The sequence below is a fragment of the Streptomyces sp. NPDC052910 genome (genome assembly GCF_055585605.1).
The window spans coordinates 917,059-935,798 of the sequence record NZ_JBVJJR010000001.1 but is presented as its reverse complement, the minus strand read 5'-3'; the positions used below and the strand labels follow the sequence as shown (position 1 = coordinate 935,798).

Genomic DNA, 18,740 nt, shown 5'->3' with positions numbered 1-18,740 from the left:
ACGACTGACGGTCAATCGTCCCTGAATACGACTGATACGGCCGGGAATTCAAACGTCCCGGCCGTGTCATTCGGGGCGGGCCGGTCGTTCTCGTGACAGGTTGCAAAGCCTCCGGGACATCACCCTCCCCCGTCACGAGGACAGATTTCACATGAAGCAGGGAACCATCAAGACCATCGGTGCCGCCGCCCTCGGCGCTGCCATCGCCGTCACCGCGGCGGGCACCGCGTCGGCCGCGGCTCCCACGGGCCCCCTGGAGAGGGTCACCAACCTGGCCGCCGGCACCAGCAGGCAGCTCCCCATCGAGGATCTCGCGCCGATGCTCCCGGGCGGACCGGTGATCAGCGCCGCCAACCGGGCGCTGGGCTCCTCCGCGCTGCAGGCCACCGCCTCGGCCGTGGACCGCGCGGTGTTCCCGAAGCCGCCGCACAAGAGCCCGGCCGCGGAGAGCGCCCCCGGTGACAACAAGGGCAACGGGGGTCTCCTGGGCCTCGTCCCGGACGGCGCCCTGCCCAAGGGCCTCTCGACCTCCAACCTGACCGGGCACTGAGCTCCGCACCCGGCAGGCACCACGGTTCCGCACACCGGCCGCGCCCCCGCTCGGGGCGCGGCCGGTGGCGTGTGCGCGGCGGCTCGCCGACGGTGCCGGCGGACGGCCGTCACCAGGACTCGGCCGGGCGGCGACCGCCTTCCGAGGGGAGCAGCAGCCACAGGGCCAGGTAGACCAGGAACTGGGGGCCGGGCAGCAGACACGACACCAGGAAGATCACACGCATCGTGGTGCGGCTGGTGCCGAAGCGGCGGGCGAGCCCCGCGCAGACACCGGCGATCATCCGGTGGTCGCGGGGGCGGACCAGGGCGGCGGACATGACGGGATCTCCTCGCGTCGGAGCGGACGGCCCGGGCGGCGGGCCCGGGACCGGGAGCGGTCTCCCGATGCCTCCACGCTAGGACCGGACGCCCGGCAGGGCGTCACTCCAGGGGGCGACTCCGACCCTGGGGATCGTCGGGGTCGAACCCTGAGACGTCCCCTCCTCACGGAGGAACGCCCCCTCCTCACGGAGGAGGGGCAGCGGAGGGCGGGCGGCGCTCCGGCCGGTGGCGCCTCGCCCGGCGGCGGCCCGCCCGTCCCGCCCGTCCCGCCGGCGCAGCCGGGCCCGCGCCGCGGGCACCACGGCGAGGTGCGTCACCGTCACCCCGGTGACGTGGAGCAGCAGCGCGTCCAGGTCCAGCACCTGCCCCACCACACCGCCGCGGACCACCTGGAGGACCAGGGAGAGCATCGCGGAGGTGAAGACCGTACGGGCCAGCGACCCCAGCGACGACGCGTCGAGCCGGCCGCCCGCCCAGGGCAGCAGGACGCCCAGCGGCGCGAACGGCAGCAGCCCCTTGACGATGGCCCGGGTGGCGTCCCAGGGCCCGAGCGCCAGGTCGGCCCGGAGCGTGGCGAACGGCTCCAGATGCGCGGCGGAGACCCAGGGAGCGGTCAACGGCCGCATGGCCAGCCAGCCCACCACGACCAGGTGGGCGGCGAGGAGGACGCAGCCCGCGAGGCGGTAGCGGTGTCGGAGGGCGGCCGTACCGCCGTAACCATGACGCTGCACGCCCCACAGGACGCGGTGCGCGGGGCGCGCGGTTCCGGCCGCCGGACGCGCGGTCCCGGCGCGGGCTCGCGGGCCGGAGCGTCAGCCGCCCTGCAGGTTCTCCGGGTGGGCCCGGACGTCGTCCGTGCACACATAGCTCCGGGGCGCCTCCCCGCCGGGCCCGCCGAGCAGCACCGAGTGCCGGTTCCCGGCCGCCGCGGTGCCGGTGAACGTGCAGACGATCTGGGCCAGACCGAGCTGCGGGAGCTCGTCCGGCGGGGTGCTCAGCCGGAGCGTGCCGGCCGGATCGTCCCGGCGCGGGCCGCTGACGGTGAGCCGCTGCGGCACGTCCGTGGACAGCCCCGTGGCCTCCTCGGCGGAGGAGGGCTGCCGGCGGAGCTCGTCCAGCAGCGCCCGGGCCATGTCGACGGGGCGTTCCGCCCCGGGGCCGGTGTGCTGCCGGGTCACGGGAGCGAGCTGGGAGGCGCACACCAACTGCACGGTGAGCACCGGGCCGCTGGGCGAGGGCGCGGCCGGCCCCGGCCGGGTGAGGCAGGACGCCCGGGAGGGCGCGCTACCCGCGTCGACGGGGACGGCGGTGCCGCGGATGCCACAGCCGGTGGCGAGGGCGCACAGTACGGCGGTGAGCGCGGCCGTCCGCGCCGTGCGCCTCACTTCGTGCCCCCTTGAGCCGGACCGCGGCCGGACGTGCCGCCGTTCCGGGCGTTCTTCGCGTCCTTCGCGCCCTTTCCGCCCTTCAGGGGGGTGGAATCCTTCGCGCCTTCCGGCTCACTCGCCCCTCCGGCCTCTCCGGCCCCTCCCTCAACGTCCTCGTCGCCCGACGCGGACACGTCCCGCGGCAGCGTCAACGTGAACACCGCGCCGCCCTCGGGCGAATTGGCGGCCGTGATCTCGCCGCCGTGGATGTGGGCGTTCTCCAGTGCGATGGACAGGCCCAGACCGCTGCCCTCGGAGCGCGGCCGTGAGGCGCTGGCCTTGTAGAAGCGGTCGAACACGTGCGGCAGCACGTCCTCGGGGATGCCGGGTCCGTGGTCGCGGACCTCGATGATCAGTTGGTGGTCCACCGGGCGCACCCGCACCCGCACCGGCGAGCCGCCGTGCTTGAGCGCGTTGCCGATCAGGTTCGCCAGGATGACGTCCAGGCGGCGCGGGTCGAGGCGCGCCATGATGCCGCGCTCCGCGTCCAGCTCGACGGCGTCCAGCCAGGCGCGGGCGTCGATGCAGGCGGTCACCTGGTCGGCGACGTCCACGTCGTCCAGGACGAGCCGGGCCGTGCCCGCGTCGAAGCGGGTGACCTCCATCAGGTTCTCCACCAGGTCGTTCAGCCGCCGGGTCTCGCTCACCACGAGCTGCACCGCGGGTGCGATCATCGGGTCGAGGGAGTCCGCCTCGTCCTCCAGTACCTCCGTCACCGCCGTGATGGCGGTCAGCGGGGTGCGCAGCTCGTGCGACATGTCGGCGACGAACCGTCGGCTCGCCGCCTCGCGGGCGCTGAGCTCCTCGACCCGCTGCTCCAGCGACGCGGCGGCCCGGTTGAAGGTGCGCGACAGCTCGGCCAGTTCGTCGGTGCCCGAGACCTGGAGACGGGTGTCCAGCTTGCCCTCGCCCAGCCGGCTCGCCGCCTCGCCGAGCCGCTGCACCGGGCGCAGCACCGTCGAGGCCGCCGCCTGCGCGAGCAGGGCGGAGCCGATCAGGGCCAGGCCGGTGGCGATCCCCAGCGACCAGGCGAGCGAGTTGAGGTCCGCGCGCTCGTTCTCCAGCGACTTCAGCAGGTAACCGGTGGGGCCGCCGCCGATCACCTTGGCGCCGCCGACCAGGTACGGCTTGCCGTCGAGGGTGATCCGCTGCCAGTACAGGTGGTACGGGTACGGGTTGGACTCGTCGACCCTGCGCTCCCGGTTCACCGCGGTGACCAGCGTCTTGGGCACCGTCTCCAGGGTGAACAGGTCGTGGTCGGAGGGCGCCGCGCAGGTGCCGCCGCCCTTGACCTTCCCGATCAGCAGGACGGCGTACTTCTGCGAGGTACCGGACATCCGGTCGGCGGCGTCCTGGAGTTCGGGGCAGGTCGGCGTCACCGGGAGCGAGCCGGTGTTGTCCTGGAGCGACTTGCGGAAGTCGTCCAGCGCCGCGTTCTGGGTGCGGGTGAGGACCGCGTCGCGGTTCAGCCAGTAGGCGATCGCCGACGCGGACACCGCCGCCGCCAGTGCCACCAGGGCGAAGACCAGCATCAGCCGCAGCCGCAGGCTGATCCACCGCATGCTGATCTTCATCAGGCTCCCGGTGGCCCGGCTCCGGCCGGTCTCTTCCGTCACTGGGCTCTCTCTGTGGGTGTCTGTGGGGGGCCGGGGGCCCGGCGTGCCGGGGCCCGCCGGGTCACTGCGGTGAGTCAAGGCGGTAGCCGACCCCGCGGACCGTACGGATGAGGGTGGGGGAGGACGGCACGTCCTCGACCTTGGCGCGCAGCCGCTGCACACAGGCGTCCACCAGCCGCGAGTCGCCGAGGTAGTCGTGCTCCCAGACCAGCCGCAGCAACTGCTGGCGGGACAGGGCCTGGCCCGGGCGGCGGCTGAGCTCCAGCAGCAGCCGCAGCTCGGTGGGGGTGAGCTGGAGGTCCTCCCCGTTCTTGGTGACCGTCATCGCCGAGCGGTCGATCACCAGCGAGCCGAACGTGGCCGAGTCGTTCGACTCCCGCTCGCCCCGGCGCAGTACGGCGCGGATCCGGGCGTCCAGCACCCGGCCCTGCACCGGTTTGACCACGTAGTCGTCCGCGCCCGACTCCAGGCCGACGACCACGTCGATGTCGTCGTTCCGGGCCGTGAGCAGGATGATCGGGAGCTGATCGGTGCGGCGGATGCGGCGGCAGACCTCGAAGCCGTCGATACCGGGCAGCATCACGTCCAGCACGATCAGGTCCGGTCGTTGCTCGCGCAGCATCTTCAGCCCGTCCTCGCCGGACGCCGCCGTCACCACACGGTGACCCTGGCGGGACAGGGAGAACTCAAGGGCCGTACGGATGGCGTCGTCGTCCTCGATCAGCAACAGGAAAGGCACGGTGGTCATTCTGGCCTACCGCAGGGCGGTAGTTCGACTTCCGCTCCCGCGGCCCGCCGCCGCCCCCGGCCCGCGGCCCGTCACGGCCCGTCGTGAACGCCCCGCCCGCTGTTGCACGGCTGTGACAGTCGGCGGACAACGCCATGAAACTGGCCCACCAAGCTGGTGGTCACCGGGCGAGAAGCAGTCCGGAACCACACCGGACCAAGCTGGCTCCACCGACGGGGGGCGCGACATGAACACACTGCACAGCACCACCACCAGCGCAGTTCGCACGCGCCTTCACGACACCGGGCGGAGCTCCGAGAAGTCCGGTGCCGCGGGGGTACGGGGGTGTGCCCGCGGCACCGGACGCCGTACTCCGGGCGTGTACCTGACGGCCATCGACGCCGCCGTGTACGGCGAGCCGGCCGCGCCGCGCGACGCCGGGCGCGCCCCGGAGGCGACGGAGACGTTCGTCCCGGACGCGTCCCGGGCGAAGGCGGCCCGGGCGGAGGCGGAGTTCACCGCCTACGTCCAGGAGCGCCGGGCCTCCCTCTACGCGACCGCCTACCACCTCACCGGCGACCGCTACGAGGCCGAGGACCTGCTGCAGAGCGCGCTGTTCTCCACCTACCGCGCCTGGGACCGGATCACGGACAAGGCGGCGGTCGGCGGCTACCTGCGCCGCACCATGACCAACCTGCACATCAGCGCCTGGCGTCGGCGCAAGCTCAACGAGTACCCGACCGAGGAGCTGCCGGAGACGGCCGGCGACCAGGACGCGATGCGCGGCACCGAGCTGCGCGCGGTCCTCTGGCAGGCGCTCGCCCGGCTGCCCGAGCTCCAGCGCACGATGCTGGTCCTCCGCTACTACGAGGGCCGTACGGACCCGGAGATCGCGGAGATCCTGGACATCAGCGTCGGCACGGTCAAGAGCAGCATCTGGCGCTCGCTGCGCCGGCTGCGCGAAGACGAGGCCATCGGCTCCGGCCGTGGCGTCGAGGAGTCGTTCGGCGAGCTGGTGGCCTGACGGCTCGGGGGGACGGGGGAACAACGGGGGAATCGAGGGGGGAGAAAGAGGGGGGAACCACGGGGGAAAGGGAGCGGGCGGACGGCCGGGGGGTCTGTCCGCCCGCTTCCGCGTTCCACGCCGTTCCGTCGTGCGGCGACGGCCCTGGGGGGGGGGTCGGCCCCGGCCCGTCTCGGTCCACCGGTCGGCGCCGGCGCCGACCGGTGGACCGGTCCGCACCGGTCCGCACCGGTCCGCACCGGTCCGCACCGGTCCGCACCGGTCCGTATCGGCCGCTCTCGATTACCCGCAGCCGGGCTCGGTCTCCCGCGGCCCGTATCGGCCGGTCTCGGCCGGGCTCGGTCTCCCGCGGCCCGTACCGGCCGGTCTCGCTCTCCTCGGCCGGCCTCGGCCCGTCTACGCCGGCCCCGGCCCGTCCCGGTCTCTCCCGGTCCGCCCCTCCCGGCCCGTCTCAGACCTTCGCGCCCGGCCGCTCGGACCGTTCCGGCGCGCCGACCTTCTCGCAGTGCCCCGCCGCCGCGGCGGCGATCCGGCCCATCGCCGCGTCCCGGCCGCAGGCGAACGCGCCGAGCGCGGTCTGCCGGGCCACGATCCCCCGCTCGTCGCGCATCAGCCGCAGCCCCCGGCGGATCAGGTAGAGGACCGGCTTGCGGGCCTCGCGCAGGTCGCGCACCAGCCGTCGGCGGAAGGTCGTCGAGGGGCGGCCGCGCAGGCACAGCGCGTCGGCGAGTACGCCCAGGTCGCGGCAGCGGTCGATGATGTCCGCTGCGAAGATCCCCTCCGCGACGAAGAGGGGGGTGCGGCCGATGTCCAGCGTGCTCTCGCCGGTCCGCGCGCTGGTGGAGATGTCGTACAGCGGCACGTTGGTGCGCCGGGTGCGGCAGAGCGCGTCGATCGCGGCGACCGCCGCGTCCGCGTCCCACGACAGGGGGGAGTCCCAGTCGGTGCCCGTGCCGTCCGGCAGTCGGGGGAGCGTGGGGTCCGTGCCCTCCTTGTAGAAGTCGTCGAGGTTGAGCACCGGCAGGCCGGTGCCGGCGGCGAGGGACGACTTGCCGGAGCCGGACGGTCCGGTCAGCAGGATCACGCGGGCGCACGGCGTCTGGGGCGGGAGGGCAGTCACGGGAGACCAGTGTGACGCATTGGGCCGGACGGGGGATCCCCCTGGGTCGCCGGATGCGCCCAGCGTGATCGTTAAACTACGCTGCGTGGCTGAACGGTTCCGGTCCCCGGCACGGCAGGTGGTCATGGCCTCGCACGCACGTCACGCGTTCCGCCCCTCCTCACGTCTCACCCGTCCCCTGGTCCGGACGGGGCTGACCCTCACCGCGGGGGCCGCCATCGCCGTCACCGGAGCGGCCGAGGCGACCGCCAAGCCGGCCGGCCGGCACCACACCGCCCAGGCGCAGCTCGGTCAGATCGACCTTGCCGCCGCGGGAGAAGGAGTGCGGATCGGCCTCCAGAAGTCGGTGGAACCGCTGATTCCGGTGCTGCGGATGCTGCCCGTCAACCCGCTCGCGCGGACCGGCTCCGACCCGCTGGACAACGCGGTCGGCACCCAGGTCGGGGACTTCAAGCCGATCAGCACACGGGCGGTGACGGGCTCCCTGTCGGACGGCGGCAAGCTGCAGGACGTCCCGGGGCTGAACCTGCTGCCGCGCTGAGACGCCGGGCAACGCGAGAGGGCGGGACCGTACGGGTCCCGCCCTCTCGGCGTGTCGCTCGGCGGCTGCGCGGTGTCGCCCGGCGGCTTTGTGCCGCCCGGTACCCCCGGCATGCCGCCCGGTACCCCGGCGTGCCGCTCAGTAAGAGGAGCCGCCCGCGCCCAGCGACCCCGTCGGGTGCCAGACGGTCTTGGTCTCCAGGAACGCCATCAGACGTCCGGTGCCCGGCGCCGCCGCCCAGTCCACAGGCTGTGGACGGAGAACGCGCTTCAGGTTGTCCGCCGCGGCGACCTCGAGCTCGGTGGCGAGCTCGGCGCCCGCTCCGGCCAGGTCGATCGCGTTGACGTCCTGGTGCGCGGCCAGCGACGGCATGATCTCCGCCGCCCGGCCGGACAGGATGTTGACGACGCCGCCCGGCACGTCGGACGTGACCAGTACCTCGCCGAGGGAGAGCGCCGGCAGCGGCGCCTTCTCGGACGCGACCACGACGACGGTGTTGCCGGCCGCGATCACCGGGGCGATCACCGACACCAGGCCCAGGAACGACGACTCCTGCGGCGCGACCACGGCCACGACGCCCGTCGGCTCGGGGGACGAGACGTTGAAGAACGGCCCGGCCACCGGGTTGGTGCCGCCCGCGATCTGGGCGATCTTGTCCGTCCAGCCGGCGTACCAGACCCAGCGGTCGATCGCGGCGTCCACCTGCGCGGCGGCCTTGGCCTTGGACAGGCCCTCCGCGTCGGCGACCTCGGCGACGAACTGCTCCCGGCGGCCCTCCAGCATCTCGGCGACGCGGTAAAGGATCTGACCGCGGTTGTACGCGGTCGCGCCGGACCAGCCGGAGAACGCCTTGCGCGCGGCCACGACGGCGTCACGGCCGTCCTTACGGGAGGACAGGGGCGCGTTGGCGAGCCAGTTGCCCTTTGCGTCGGTCACCTCGTACACCCGCCCGCTCTCGGACCGGGGGAACTTGCCCCCGACGAACAGCTTGTAGGTCTTGAAGACGCTCAGTCGCGCATCAGACATCGAGGTACGCCTCCAGACCGTGACGGCCGCCTTCGCGACCGAAGCCCGACTCCTTGTAGCCGCCGAAGGGCGAGGTCGGGTCGAACTTGTTGAACGTGTTGGCCCAGACGACGCCGGCCCGCAGCTTGCTCGCGACGGCGAGCATGCGCGACCCCTTCTCCGTCCAGATGCCGGCCGACAGCCCGTACTGCGAGTTGTTGGCCTTGGCGACGGCCTCCGCCGGGGTGCGGAAGGTCAGCACGGACAGCACCGGGCCGAAGATCTCCTCGCGGGCGATCCGGTGGGCCTGGGTGACGTTGGTGAACACCGTCGGCGCGAACCAGTAGCCGGACGACGGCAGTTCGCAGGACGGGGCCCAGCGCTCGGCACCTTCCGCGACACCGCTGTCGGCGAGCTCGGTGATCCGGGCCAACTGCTCGGCGGAGTTGATCGCGCCGACGTCGGTGTTCTTGTCCAGCGGGTCGCCGACGCGCAGCGTGGCCATCCGGCGCTTCAGGGCGTCCAGCAGCTCGTCCTGGATCGACTCCTGCACCAGCAGGCGCGAACCGGCGCAGCAGACCTGCCCCTGGTTGAAGAAGATGCCGTTGACGATGCCCTCGACGGCCTGGTCGACCGGGGCGTCGTCGAAGACGATGTTGGCGCCCTTGCCGCCCAGCTCCAGGGTGAGCTTCTTGTCCGTGCCGGCGACGGTCCGGGCGATGGCCTTGCCGACGGCGGTGGAGCCGGTGAAGGCGACCTTGTCGATGCCGTCGTGACCGACCAGCGCGGCACCGGTCGTGCCGTCACCGGTCAGGATGTTGACGACGCCCTTGGGCAGCCCGGCCTGGCGGCAGATGTCCGCGAAGAACAGGGCGGACAGTGGCGTGGTCTCGGCCGGCTTGAGGACGACCGTGTTGCCCGCGGCCAGCGCCGGGGCGATCTTCCACGCGAGCATCAGCAGCGGGAAGTTCCACGGGATGACCTGGCCCGCGACGCCCAGCGGGCGCGGGTTCGCCCCGAAGCCGGCGTGCTCCAGCTTGTCGGCCCAGCCCGCGTAGTAGAAGAAGTGCGCGGCGACCAGCGGGAGGTCCGCGTCGCGGGTCTCCTTGATCGGCTTGCCGTTGTCCAGCGTCTCCAGGACGGCGAGCTCGCGGGAGCGCTCCTGGATGATGCGGGCGATGCGGAAGAGGTACTTGGCGCGCTCGGAGCCGGGCAGCGCCGACCACTTCTCGAACGCCTTGCGGGCGGCCTTGACGGCCGCGTCCACGTCGGCCTCGGTGGCCTGCGCGACCTCGGAGAGGACCTCCTCGGTCGACGGCGAGACGGTCTTGAAGACCTTGCCGTCGGACGCCTCGCGGAACTCGCCGTCGATGAACAGCCCGTAGGAGGGGGCGATGTCGACGACCGCGCGCGACTCGGGCGCCGGTGCGTAATCGAAAGCCATGGTCAGTCCACCGTCACGTAGTCGGGACCGGAGTAGCGCCCGGTGCTGAGCTTCTGCCGCTGCATCAGCAGGTCGTTGAGCAGGCTGGAGGCACCGAAACGGAACCACTCGTTCGTCAGCCACTCCTCGCCGACGGTCTCGTTCACCAGCACCAGGAACTTGAGCGCGTCCTTGGTGGTGCGGATGCCGCCGGCGGGCTTCACGCCGACCTGGACGCCGGTCAGCGCGTGGAAGTCGCGGACGGCCTCCAGCATCAGCAGCGTGTTGGCGGGCGTGGCGTTGACGGCGACCTTGCCGGTCGAGGTCTTGATGAAGTCGGCGCCGGCCAGCATGCCGAGCCAGGACGCGCGGCGGATGTTGTCGTACGTCGACAGCTCGCCGGTCTCGAAGATGACCTTCAGGCGGGCGGCCGTGCCGTCCTCGCGGCGGCAGGCCTCCTTGACGGCCTTGATCTCCTCGAAGACCTTCAGATAGCGCCCGGCCAGGAACGCGCCGCGGTCGATCACCATGTCGACCTCGTGCGCGCCGGCGGCGACGGCGTCCTTGGTGTCCGCCAGCTTCACCGGCAGGGCCGCCCGGCCCGCGGGGAAGGCGGTGGCGACCGACGCGACCTTCACGTCCGAGCCGCGCACGGCCTCGGCCGCGGTGGCCACCATGTCGGGGTAGACGCAGACGGCGGCGGTGCGCGGCGTGCCGCGGTCCGTCGGGTCCGGGTTGAGGGCCTTGGCGCACAGCGCCCGGACCTTGCCCGGGGTGTCCGCGCCCTCGAGGGTCGTCAGGTCGATCATCGAGATCGCCAGGTCGATGGCGTACGCCTTCGCCGTCGTCTTGATCGAGCGGGTGCCGAGCGCGGCGGCGCGGCCCTCCAGCCCGACCGGGTCGACGCCCGGGAGGCCGTGCAGGAAGCGGCGCAGCGCACCGTCGGAGGCGGTCACATCCGCCATCGACGCCAGTCGCTCCGCGGCTTCTTTGCCGTGGGAAGGAACAGTGGGCATGGTCACCTGATGAGCATATCTACGCGCGTAGCGCGTGTCACCCCCCTGGGGCGCGGAAGCGGCTCTTCCGCTGATTTCTCCGAGCGGGGGCATGACTCCGCCTTCCCGGGTAAGCGGAAGTGATTCATCCGCTCGCTGTCGAAAGCCCGTGACATTCGACGGACCGCGCGATGACACACGATCCGTAGATTTTTGCCCAGCAGCACCGCCCGACTCACCGGCCCCACACCTTGAGGAAAGCGGCATGCGGATCGTCTACCCGTCCGGCGCTCGTCACCAGGAGCCACGCATGTCCCGTCGCCGTAACACCCTGCGCATCGCCCTCGCCTCCGCCGCCGTCGCGGGGGCCGTGCTCGCCCCGGTCTCCACCGCCTTCGCCGCGCCCCACACCCCTGTCGCCGCCGCGGCGAAGTCCTCCCCGGTGCGGACCGTCAAGCTGCCCGACGGCAGCGTCGCCAAGATCTACAAGGACGCCAAGACCCGCCAGTACCGGGCCGAGCTCTTCACCTCGAACGGCGCCCGGCTCGGGGTGCTGGACGCCAAGCACCCGCAGAAGCTGATCGGCGAGGGCGGCGTCTACCTCGTCAAGCTGGACGCCCGTACCGGCAAGGTGACCGCGAACGCGCCCCTCCCGTCCGGCAAGTGCGTGGCGAAGAAGGAGCAGAGCATCGGCGCGGGCGCGATGGCCGGCCTGTACAACACGCCGCGCGGCCCGGAGGCCTGGCTCCACGTCGCGGGCGACGACGGCCGTCCCGTGTACTTCGCCCACCTGGACCGCAAGCACCCCTCCCTCCCCAAGAGCGCGGGCATCATCGCCAAGATCACCAACGTCGGCAGTGCCCAGCCGAAGTTCGTGTTCCAGACGCAGGGCGGCGCCGGCAGCCACCCGGCCACCGCGCTGTTCCCGAAGCTGCCCAAGGGCTGCGTCGTGGTGAACCACGTCAAGTAGAGGGCAAGAGCGAGTAACACCCCGCGTCACCCCGGCACCGGGGCGGGCCGTCGTCACCAGCGGCCCGCTCCGGTGCCCGGCGTTTCCCTACGCCCTGGGCCCCTACGCCCTGGGCCCCTACGCCCCGGGCCCCCGCACCCCGGGCCCCCACACCCCCGCCCCAGGCCGTACGTTCCCGCTGGTACGGGCGGTACGGGCGTTGCCGTACTGCAACGTCCGGGAGGCCCGCGGTCCGGCAGAATCGGCCCATGACGAGTTCACCAGAAGCGCCGGAGTTCGCCGAGCGCCGCTACCGCTCGGCCGCCGGCATCGCGAGCGGTGTCCTGCTGCTGGCGCTGGCCGCGTGGCTGGGCGGCGACGCGATCGTGCGGGGCACCGGGCGGACGCCCTGGCTGGCGCTGGCGGGACTGCTGTTCCTGGTGCCGCTGGTGATCGCGTTCACCGTGCGTCCCGCGGTCTGGGCCTCCGAAGACCGCCTTCTGGTGCGGAACCCCTTCCGGACGATCACCCTCCCGTGGGCGCGCGTCGCCGCCGTCCGCGCCGGATACTCCAGCGAGGTGCTGACGGAGACCGCGAAGTACCAGCTCTGGGCCATCCCAGTCTCCCTTCGCCAGCGCAAGCGGGCCGCCGGACGACAGCAGCGCGCCGCGGCGGAGGGCCTCAGCGACCGGGCGACCGTCAGCGCCGCCGACGCACCGGGCCGCACCCCCTCCGACCAGGCCATCGAGGACCTGCGCGAACTCGCCGAGCGCTGCGCCCGGCAGGAGGGCGCGCAGGGGGAGACGTCGGTCCGCTGGGCGTACGAGCTGATCGTGCCGTCGCTGGTCGGCCTGGTGTTGTGCGTGGTGCTGTACGTGACGATCTGACGGCGGGTCGCCGCCGGGCCGTACCACCGGTGGGTGATCGCCGCCGGCCGGGGAACGGGCGGCGAGACCCGCGTCATGCGCGACGGGGCCGGAGCCGGCCCGTACGGCTTTGCCGCCGGTCGCCCCGCCGAGTGCGCGATGGCGAACGCCCGATCGGCACTGCCCGCCGGAACCCGGGCGGGCGGCCTGAACAGTCGGCGACGGCGTCCGGGGCGGCACACGGCCGTCGAACGCGGACGGGGAGCAGGCGGCCGGCGACTTCGTGCGTCACCCCACCGCCTGGACCGCAAGCACCCCTCCCTCCCCTAGAGTGCGGGCATCATCGCCAAGATGACCAACGTCGGCAGTGCCCAGCCGAAGTTCGTGTTCGGACGCAGGGCGGCGCCGGCAGCCACCCGGCCACCGCGCTGTTCCCGAAGCTGCCCAAGGGCTGCGTCGTGGTGAACCACGTCAAGTGGAGGGCAAGAGCGAGTGACACCCGAGGACGACGGTCTCTTCCGGGCCTTCTTCCCGCTCCCGCCCGGCACGGCAGTCGCGGCAGAGCAGACCCGGGCGAGCCGCGCGGAAGGCGCGTTCGCAGCCGTCGCAGGTCTGGAGGGGGAGGGGCTTCGCCGTGGCCGCCTCAGGCGGTCGCGGTTCGTGGAGGGGCCCCTCGGGCAGCGCGGGCGGCAGCCCTCGGACGAGTCGGTGCCGCAACAGCCCTGCGGGCCGGGCGATCCGGCCGACGGGCAGGCCGGCGGTCAGGGCCCGGACGACGTGGACGGTTCCGACCCCACGATCCAGCCAGGCCCGCACGGCGGGGACGAGTTCCCGCACGTCGTCGACGGAGAGCAGCAGGCGGGGGTCGTGGCGGCGGAGGGAGGCGAGGAGGTCGGCGGCGGGCCGGTCGGGGGGCGCGACGGCGGTACCGTCGGGGACGTCGAGACCGTCGGGTTCGTCCGGCCCCTCTGGCCCGTCCGGCCCGTCGCCGGATCGTGCGTCCGGCTCGCCGCCGTGCGGTTCGGCGAACGCCGACTCGGTGCGGCCGGCGGAAACGGGGACCGGTGCCGCGCCTGTCCGTCGAGCCGGGGCCGAAACGAGGACCCGGCTTCCGGCGGGCACCGGCTGCACGGCCGACGCCGTTGTCGCCACCACGGCCGTTCGCGGCAAGGGAGCCGACGCGGACCGCGGATCACGGCCGGCGGAGGGCGGAACCAGCCCCGCGACGATGCCCGAAGCGAGGGCCGCGAGCGGCCCGGGGATCGTCTCCGTCACCGAATCAAGAGGAATCTTCGACTCCGTCCGCGGAGCGGACCGGGCAGGCGCCTGAGCAGCGAGAACGGACACCCGGCGGCCTCCGCCGACCGGCCCGGCACCGCCGGGTCGCACCACATCCCCTGATCTCGCCCCCGACCTCGGCCCCGACCCCAGCTCCGACGCGACGGGGACGACGGCCCGCGCCCCTGCCACCCCCACTTCGCCGGACCGCCGCGGTCCCCGCGCGCACTCCCGCGCTGCCGCCGCCCGCGGATGCTCGTTCCACCGTGTGACGGTGACGACCTGCCCGCCCTCGGTCCGGACCCGCCGCCGTTCCAGGTACCCGGCGGCCTCCAGCTCGCGCAGGCCGCGCGCGATGGTCACTTCTCCCTCGCGAAAGCGGCGGGCGAGGTCCTTGATGCCGACGTGAACGCCGTCGGGGAGTGACTGCACATACACCCCGATCCCGATCGCGACCAACGACAGTTCGCGGTGCTGCGGGAGGTGGTTGCCGACGACGGTGAAGTGACTCGTGTGCCGGTGCCGCTGGTGGATCACTCCACCGTGCGAACGCCCGGCATGCGCGGACGCCCGCGCGCTAGACTGCGCCTCAGTCATGGGGAAGGTACTGCTTCCTTGATGATCAGGCCCTCGCCCGGGATGCCCGTCCCGGCGGGGGCCGTCTGCGTTTGTCGGGGTCGTTCGCCGCGACCGTACCGCGCCACTCGGCGCACGATCCACCGCGTCACCCGATGGGGTGACGGGTGAGGGTTTGGTCGGGTATGGCTTTCCCAACTTCCTTTTCTTTCAAGGCTCCGGCCCCGCCGGGAGACGGCCCACCGGAGCTTGGAAATCGCGACGTGGCGGGGCATCGACAACCCTCGCGGGTGGGCAAGTGGATCCGCCTGTCTGTGGCGCGGTGGGCGTCGTACGCTCGCAGTGCGCTCCGGTGCGCCCTTGACGAGGCGGGACCGTCGAAGTGACGCTCGTGCCGCCAGAGAGTGGTGCCAGCAGGGGAGTTGACGTGGCGCTGGAGTTTTTCGGCAAGGATCCCAACACTGATGGCGACGAGTGTCCTACCGTTTGGGTCGATCAGAAGAACGCGGATCTGGTGTTCCAGGGGTGGAAGGCGGATGCGCAGACGGAGCGCGAGTGCCTCGAATCCGGGCACATCCCGGACAGTGAGGCGGTGATCCGGATCCCCGCCAGGATGGTTTCCCAGCTCAGGAAGGCATGCGATGCCGCAGCAGACCGCGCCAAGCTTCTCGGAGATGATCGCTGAGTGCCGCCGGTCGGCCGTTCACCTGGAGATGCGTGACGTCTACGGCATCGCGGCGGAAGCGGCCGAGTTCGAGGCGTGGAAGCGCGGTGACGACAGCAGCCGCCACGACCGGGCGGGACGCCGTCGGGAGTGGCTCGACCTCGTCGCCGAAAGCGTTGCGAGGGGCCTCACGCTGAGGCGGGCGCGCATCGTTTCCGAACCCGTCACCGAGTACATCCGGTTCGAGCACGCCGGGACCGCGCTGAACATCGAGGCGGGAGAATCCGTTCGCTGGCTGCCCCGACGTCTCGCTTCGGACATCGCCCTGCCCGGCAACGACTTCTGGCTCTTCGACGAAAAAGTGGTGAGGTTCAACCACTTCACCGGAGACGGAGCGTCGGCCGGACCGGAGGTAAGGCGCGAAGCGGAAGTGGTGCGGTTGTGCGCCACGGCTTTCGAGACCGTGTGGGAACGTGCGGTGCCGCACGCTGAGTTCAAGGTGTGAAACGCGACGCGTCCTGATCCTCTCCGATGTCGACGTCTCCGTCATCAAGTGCGCGTGCGGCCCGGCAAGCGCTGGCCGCGCGCCTGCGCGAACTGCGCCTGGACGCCGGCCTGACCGGACGCGGCCTGGCCGCCGCGTGCGGATGGCATCCAGCCAAGTCTTCGCGATTGGAAAACGCGAAGACATCACCCACCGATGACGACCTGCGTGCCTGGTGCCGTGCCTGTGAGGCGATGGACCAGGTCGCCGACCTGATCGCGGCCAACCGCACCGTCGAGTCGATGTACGTGCAGTGGCGTCGTCTGCAGCGAACGGGTCTCCGTCGGCTTCAGGAGTCCTACCTGCCCCTGTATGAACAGACGCGTCGGTTCCGCGTCTACTCCACGCGCGTGATGCCGGGGGTCCTGCAGACCGAGGATTACGCGCGTTCACTCTTGTCCGTCATCGCCGAATTCCGCGGACTCCCCGATGACACGGCCGCGGCTGCGAGAGCGCGAGCCGACCGCTCACAGATCGTTCACCGGCCAGGCCACGAGTTCGCCCTCCTCTTGGAGGAGGACGTTCTCCACTATCGGTACGGGAGCGCTTCCGTCCTGACCGAGCAACTCCACCACCTGCTCGCCGCCATGCGGCTGCCGAACGTGTCGCTGGGCATCATCCCGCGTACCGCGCAGCGTGCGATGTGGGGCCAGGAGACCTTCACGATGTTCGACGACGAGCGCGTCCACGTGGAGTTGCTCACTGCGAAGATCACTGTCACACAACCCAGCGAAGTTCGCATGTACGCACGGGCGTTCGCCGCACTCGGGCAACTGGCGGTCTACGGGCGACCCGCGCGAGAGCTGATCACATCGGCCGTTCACTCGCTCCGGTGAGCAGCCTGCAATCATCCGCAATCCCGTGGTCCGCCGATATCGATTTCTCCTAGCGTCACGACCCTGCGCACGTCACCTCTCCCCGAACCGGCGCGTCATGCGCGTCGTTCGACCACGCCTTGGTGAGGGGAACCCACCGAAGGGAGAACCGATCACTTATGTCCTCCGCCCGCGAAACTCCACCACCGCACCCGCTTCCCACCTCACCAATCGCGCCGCTGATGACGGGCGACATCGAACCGATCGATCTGGTCTCCATCCGTGCCACGGTCCGTCGCGCTCTTCAGGTGCGGGCGCGTCCGCCTCGGGCGGCGGAGGTGCGGGAGATCACTGGGGCGTTGCGGGGGCACCTGCGGCGCATGTTGCGGGTGGCGCGTAGCCGGGCGGAAGGGATCGAGCGGGGGACGATGGCGTGGATCCAGTGGACGGCGCTGATCCACCGGGCGCAGGACGACTTGGACCGTGTTCCCGGCGACGGCAATGCTGCGGCGGCGATGTACATGGACGATCTCGGGCGCACGTGCCGGCGGCTCGCGGACTGCCTTGACGAGTGAGGCGCCGGTCGAACACCGTGCCTCACCGGCGCGGCGACCGACCGGTTCACACCGCGACGAGCCGGATCCGGTCTCCGCAGAGCTTGGTCATGTCGTCGATGTCCGAGGTCAGCATCACGGTCGCCGCTGCCGGAGGGCCGTCTCGGCCACGGCCGCGTCGATGGCGTCCTTGTGGCCGTGCAGACCGGCGGCCATCAGCAGTGCCGAGGCGGCCTTTGCCTCCCCGTCGCCCACGGCGGCGACCACTCGTAGACCGGACAGCAGCCGGCGCAGCAGGGCCTTGTCGGTGCGGGCGTGGACGGTCTCGATGATGGTGAGGGGCAGATCACCACCTCCGTACCCCCCCGCCGGGCCTCCGTGACCAGGGCGACCGCTTGCTCGTCAGCGCCCGGCAGCTTGGACAGGCCCTCGCTGTCCAGGATCAGGGTCCCGTCGTGGGTCGGCTTGCGGCGGGCCATTGCTCCTCCTCGGCGAACACCTCGTCGAAGACCTGCCGCGCCTGCTTCCGCGCCTGTTCCGAAACCGGGCCTTGGCGCTGCTCGTGGACGGCCAGATACTCGTCCAGGATCCGGCCGCGCAGCTCACGCTCGACCGCTGCCGTGATGAACGCGGAGAATTCGCTCCTGCCGGCCCGCGCGCGGATCGCCTCCGCCGTCCTTTCCGGCAGCGACGGGCTCACCCGTGTTGCCGGGCCTTCGACGATGCCGTACGTCTCCTCGGCCATGCGGCCATGGTGTCTGACGAGTACGAAACCAACAAGGCGCACAGGTCGGCGCGCGGGCGGGCTCAGCCCGCCAGCGGGCCGGCGATCGTGGACGGGTCGGCGGCGGGTGCCCCCGGCGGGGCGGTGGGCGTGCGGACCGGTTTGCCGAGGTCCGAGAGGGTGAGCAGGGTCGACACCTCGCCGCCGGTGCCCGCGGACATGCCGAAGCGAGTGCGGACGACGCGGCCTTGGCGGTCGACCCAGACGTCCGCGCGGGGCAGGAGGTAGCGCCGCATGTCCTCCCAGTGGGACGCGAGCTTCGTGCGCTGCGCCGTCACCATGCGGTAGGTGAGCGTCTTGAGGTCCGGTTCGGCGCGGTAGTGCACCGTGGGCGCGCCGTTCACCTTCTCCTCGCCCACCTTCCTGGCGGACGGCAGCATCGCCACCTGGCGGAGGACATGCGTCGGGTCGTTCATGGGCGCGCGGAAGAGGTAGTGCGCCTCTGTCCCGTCCCGGCGCATGGACCGCCAGGACGTCTTGCCGGTGGGCTCCTGCGGCATCCGGAAGTACACCGTGCGGCCCGTGAAGATCTCGTCGAGGGGGACGGGCGGCCTGCCGTCGCCCTGCAACTCCACCCGCAGCTTGCCCTTGCCGCCGGCCAGGTCGAGGGCACCCCGGATGGTGAGGCCCGCTGTCGTCGTGCCGTCGCTCATGTCGATGCGCTCGTCGATCCGCGCGGTGGTACGCGCCGTCGCGGCCGCCGCGGCCCGGACCGTCGCAGCGTCGTTCGCCGGAGTGGGGGCGGGAGCGGATCGGGACGCCGAGGCGTCAGCGGCCGGTTTCCGTGCCCCCTCCTCGCCGCCGCTCCCGCCTCCGCCGCACGCGGTGCACAGCATGAGCGCACCGACGACCGACACCGTTGAACGTCGCATCACTGACCCCCCAGTGGTCGACAGGGCACCCCCGAGCCCCATGAATCGAACGTTCACTCTAACTGTGGTCGGCGTCGGACGGCGGCG

General features: G+C 72.1%; 21 protein-coding genes and 1 pseudogene. 9 read left to right on the top strand and 13 right to left on the bottom strand.

Going from position 1 to position 18,740, the window contains the following annotated elements:
- Positions 1-151 precede the first annotated feature (151 nt).
- Positions 152-550, top strand: a complete 399-nt coding sequence (locus tag ACZ6X9_RS03990; RefSeq protein ID WP_469776305.1) for a hypothetical protein — start codon at positions 152-154, stop codon at positions 548-550.
- Positions 551-659: 109 nt separating this feature from the next.
- Here ACZ6X9_RS03990 and ACZ6X9_RS03985 read toward each other — a convergent pair whose 3' ends face one another.
- The 5 genes from ACZ6X9_RS03985 to afsQ1 form a co-directional block, all read right to left on the bottom strand.
- The gene (locus ACZ6X9_RS03985) at positions 660-869 is read right to left on the bottom strand and encodes a PspC domain-containing protein (RefSeq protein WP_469776304.1); all 210 of its coding nucleotides are present in this window, start codon (positions 867-869) and stop codon (positions 660-662) included.
- Between the two features lie 78 nt (positions 870-947).
- Positions 948-1,604, bottom strand: coding sequence for a VanZ family protein (locus ACZ6X9_RS03980; RefSeq protein WP_469776303.1), 657 nt, complete (start codon positions 1,602-1,604; stop codon positions 948-950).
- Between the two features lie 81 nt (positions 1,605-1,685).
- The gene (locus tag ACZ6X9_RS03975) at positions 1,686-2,258 is read right to left on the bottom strand and encodes a hypothetical protein (RefSeq protein WP_469776302.1); all 573 of its coding nucleotides are present in this window, start codon (positions 2,256-2,258) and stop codon (positions 1,686-1,688) included.
- Positions 2,255-3,862, bottom strand: a complete 1,608-nt coding sequence (locus tag ACZ6X9_RS03970) for an ATP-binding protein (RefSeq protein WP_469776643.1) — start codon at positions 3,860-3,862, stop codon at positions 2,255-2,257. Before ACZ6X9_RS03970 ends, ACZ6X9_RS03975 begins: the two co-directional genes overlap by 4 nt.
- A 115-nt stretch (positions 3,863-3,977) precedes the next feature.
- Entirely contained in the window at positions 3,978-4,655 is a 678-nt protein-coding gene (gene afsQ1 / locus ACZ6X9_RS03965) for a two-component system response regulator AfsQ1 (RefSeq protein WP_436781058.1), read from the bottom strand.
- Between the two features lie 235 nt (positions 4,656-4,890).
- On the opposite strand from afsQ1, the gene ACZ6X9_RS03960 reads away from it, so the two are divergent.
- Positions 4,891-5,667 carry a SigE family RNA polymerase sigma factor gene (locus ACZ6X9_RS03960; protein ID WP_469776301.1) on the top strand — a complete coding sequence of 259 codons (777 nt, stop codon included), beginning with the start codon at positions 4,891-4,893 and terminating at the stop codon, positions 5,665-5,667.
- A 451-nt stretch (positions 5,668-6,118) separates the two neighbouring features.
- On the opposite strand, the gene ACZ6X9_RS03955 is transcribed toward ACZ6X9_RS03960, so the two are convergent.
- Entirely contained in the window at positions 6,119-6,787 is a 669-nt protein-coding gene (locus ACZ6X9_RS03955) for a uridine kinase family protein (RefSeq protein ID WP_469776300.1), read from the bottom strand.
- Between the two features lie 85 nt (positions 6,788-6,872).
- Between ACZ6X9_RS03955 and ACZ6X9_RS03950 the strand changes: the two genes are divergently transcribed.
- Positions 6,873-7,328: a hypothetical protein gene (locus ACZ6X9_RS03950; protein WP_469776299.1), complete on the top strand. Its 456-nt coding sequence runs from the start codon at positions 6,873-6,875 to the stop codon at positions 7,326-7,328.
- Between the two features lie 138 nt (positions 7,329-7,466).
- Here ACZ6X9_RS03950 and ACZ6X9_RS03945 read toward each other — a convergent pair whose 3' ends face one another.
- From ACZ6X9_RS03945 to deoC, 3 genes are read right to left on the bottom strand one after another with little or no spacing between them, the layout of a single operon-like run.
- Positions 7,467-8,354, bottom strand: coding sequence for an aldehyde dehydrogenase family protein (locus ACZ6X9_RS03945; protein ID WP_469776298.1), 888 nt, complete (start codon positions 8,352-8,354; stop codon positions 7,467-7,469).
- Complete coding sequence (locus ACZ6X9_RS03940) at positions 8,347-9,777, bottom strand: aldehyde dehydrogenase family protein (protein ID WP_469776297.1); 1,431 nt, start codon at positions 9,775-9,777, stop codon at positions 8,347-8,349. Before ACZ6X9_RS03940 ends, ACZ6X9_RS03945 begins: the two co-directional genes overlap by 8 nt.
- Positions 9,778-9,779: 2 nt before the next feature.
- Positions 9,780-10,772 (bottom strand): deoxyribose-phosphate aldolase, encoded by a 993-nt coding sequence (gene deoC, locus ACZ6X9_RS03935; RefSeq protein WP_469776642.1) that lies wholly within the window; start codon positions 10,770-10,772, stop codon positions 9,780-9,782.
- Positions 10,773-11,061: 289 nt separating this feature from the next.
- On the opposite strand from deoC, the gene ACZ6X9_RS03930 reads away from it, so the two are divergent.
- Positions 11,062-11,721, top strand: coding sequence for a hypothetical protein (locus tag ACZ6X9_RS03930; RefSeq protein WP_469776296.1), 660 nt, complete (start codon positions 11,062-11,064; stop codon positions 11,719-11,721).
- Positions 11,722-11,969: 248 nt separating this feature from the next.
- Positions 11,970-12,587: a PH domain-containing protein gene (locus ACZ6X9_RS03925; protein WP_469776295.1), complete on the top strand. Its 618-nt coding sequence runs from the start codon at positions 11,970-11,972 to the stop codon at positions 12,585-12,587.
- A 450-nt stretch (positions 12,588-13,037) separates the two neighbouring features.
- On the opposite strand, the gene ACZ6X9_RS03920 is transcribed toward ACZ6X9_RS03925, so the two are convergent.
- Positions 13,038-14,441 (bottom strand): hypothetical protein, encoded by a 1,404-nt coding sequence (locus ACZ6X9_RS03920; protein ID WP_469776294.1) that lies wholly within the window; start codon positions 14,439-14,441, stop codon positions 13,038-13,040.
- A gap of 406 nt (positions 14,442-14,847) precedes the next feature.
- Between ACZ6X9_RS03920 and ACZ6X9_RS03915 the strand changes: the two genes are divergently transcribed.
- The 4 genes from ACZ6X9_RS03915 (at position 14,848) to ACZ6X9_RS03900 (ending at position 17,018) form a co-directional block, all read left to right on the top strand.
- Entirely contained in the window at positions 14,848-15,105 is a 258-nt protein-coding gene (locus tag ACZ6X9_RS03915; protein ID WP_469776293.1) for a hypothetical protein, read from the top strand.
- The gene (locus tag ACZ6X9_RS03910) at positions 15,062-15,589 is read left to right on the top strand and encodes a DUF6879 family protein (protein ID WP_469776292.1); all 528 of its coding nucleotides are present in this window, start codon (positions 15,062-15,064) and stop codon (positions 15,587-15,589) included. The genes ACZ6X9_RS03915 and ACZ6X9_RS03910 overlap by 44 nt, the downstream gene beginning before the upstream one ends.
- 26 nt (positions 15,590-15,615) lie before the next feature.
- Positions 15,616-16,464 (top strand): helix-turn-helix domain-containing protein, encoded by an 849-nt coding sequence (locus ACZ6X9_RS03905; RefSeq protein ID WP_469776291.1) that lies wholly within the window; start codon positions 15,616-15,618, stop codon positions 16,462-16,464.
- Between the two features lie 221 nt (positions 16,465-16,685).
- The gene (locus ACZ6X9_RS03900) at positions 16,686-17,018 is read left to right on the top strand and encodes a DUF6415 family natural product biosynthesis protein (protein ID WP_469776290.1); all 333 of its coding nucleotides are present in this window, start codon (positions 16,686-16,688) and stop codon (positions 17,016-17,018) included.
- Positions 17,019-17,064: 46 nt separating this feature from the next.
- Here ACZ6X9_RS03900 and ACZ6X9_RS03895 read toward each other — a convergent pair.
- The 3 genes and pseudogenes from ACZ6X9_RS03895 to ACZ6X9_RS03885 form a co-directional block, all read right to left on the bottom strand.
- Positions 17,065-17,476 (bottom strand): annotated as a pseudogene (locus ACZ6X9_RS03895) (DNA-binding protein).
- Positions 17,440-17,742 carry a hypothetical protein gene (locus tag ACZ6X9_RS03890; RefSeq protein ID WP_469776289.1) on the bottom strand — a complete coding sequence of 101 codons (303 nt, stop codon included), beginning with the start codon at positions 17,740-17,742 and terminating at the stop codon, positions 17,440-17,442. The pseudogene ACZ6X9_RS03895 and the gene ACZ6X9_RS03890 overlap by 37 nt, the downstream one beginning before the upstream one ends.
- A 62-nt stretch (positions 17,743-17,804) precedes the next feature.
- Positions 17,805-18,653: an SCO4651 family lipoprotein gene (locus ACZ6X9_RS03885; RefSeq protein WP_469776288.1), complete on the bottom strand. Its 849-nt coding sequence runs from the start codon at positions 18,651-18,653 to the stop codon at positions 17,805-17,807.
- Positions 18,654-18,740 lie beyond the last annotated feature (87 nt).

What these genes read in the sequence shown, in the direction of transcription:
- ACZ6X9_RS03920 (WP_469776294.1), bottom strand. Translation starts at nt 14,441, where the DNA reads ATGACTGAGGCGCAGTCTAGCGCGCGGGCGTCCGCGCATGCCGGGCGT.
- ACZ6X9_RS03900 (WP_469776290.1), top strand. Translation starts at nt 16,686, where the DNA reads ATGACGGGCGACATCGAACCGATCGATCTGGTCTCCATCCGTGCCACG.
- deoC (WP_469776642.1), bottom strand. Translation starts at nt 10,772, where the DNA reads ATGCCCACTGTTCCTTCCCACGGCAAAGAAGCCGCGGAGCGACTGGCG.
- ACZ6X9_RS03945 (WP_469776298.1), bottom strand. Translation starts at nt 8,354, where the DNA reads ATGTCTGATGCGCGACTGAGCGTCTTCAAGACCTACAAGCTGTTCGTC.
- ACZ6X9_RS03985 (WP_469776304.1), bottom strand. Translation starts at nt 869, where the DNA reads ATGTCCGCCGCCCTGGTCCGCCCCCGCGACCACCGGATGATCGCCGGT.
- ACZ6X9_RS03885 (WP_469776288.1), bottom strand. Translation starts at nt 18,653, where the DNA reads ATGCGACGTTCAACGGTGTCGGTCGTCGGTGCGCTCATGCTGTGCACC.
- ACZ6X9_RS03990 (WP_469776305.1), top strand. Translation starts at nt 152, where the DNA reads ATGAAGCAGGGAACCATCAAGACCATCGGTGCCGCCGCCCTCGGCGCT.
- ACZ6X9_RS03905 (WP_469776291.1), top strand. Translation starts at nt 15,616, where the DNA reads ATGTCGACGTCTCCGTCATCAAGTGCGCGTGCGGCCCGGCAAGCGCTG.
- ACZ6X9_RS03910 (WP_469776292.1), top strand. Translation starts at nt 15,062, where the DNA reads ATGCCGCAGCAGACCGCGCCAAGCTTCTCGGAGATGATCGCTGAGTGC.
- ACZ6X9_RS03925 (WP_469776295.1), top strand. Translation starts at nt 11,970, where the DNA reads ATGACGAGTTCACCAGAAGCGCCGGAGTTCGCCGAGCGCCGCTACCGC.
- ACZ6X9_RS03890 (WP_469776289.1), bottom strand. Translation starts at nt 17,742, where the DNA reads ATGGCCGAGGAGACGTACGGCATCGTCGAAGGCCCGGCAACACGGGTG.
- ACZ6X9_RS03930 (WP_469776296.1), top strand. Translation starts at nt 11,062, where the DNA reads ATGTCCCGTCGCCGTAACACCCTGCGCATCGCCCTCGCCTCCGCCGCC.
- ACZ6X9_RS03960 (WP_469776301.1), top strand. Translation starts at nt 4,891, where the DNA reads ATGAACACACTGCACAGCACCACCACCAGCGCAGTTCGCACGCGCCTT.
- ACZ6X9_RS03970 (WP_469776643.1), bottom strand. Translation starts at nt 3,862, where the DNA reads ATGCGGTGGATCAGCCTGCGGCTGCGGCTGATGCTGGTCTTCGCCCTG.
- ACZ6X9_RS03940 (WP_469776297.1), bottom strand. Translation starts at nt 9,777, where the DNA reads ATGGCTTTCGATTACGCACCGGCGCCCGAGTCGCGCGCGGTCGTCGAC.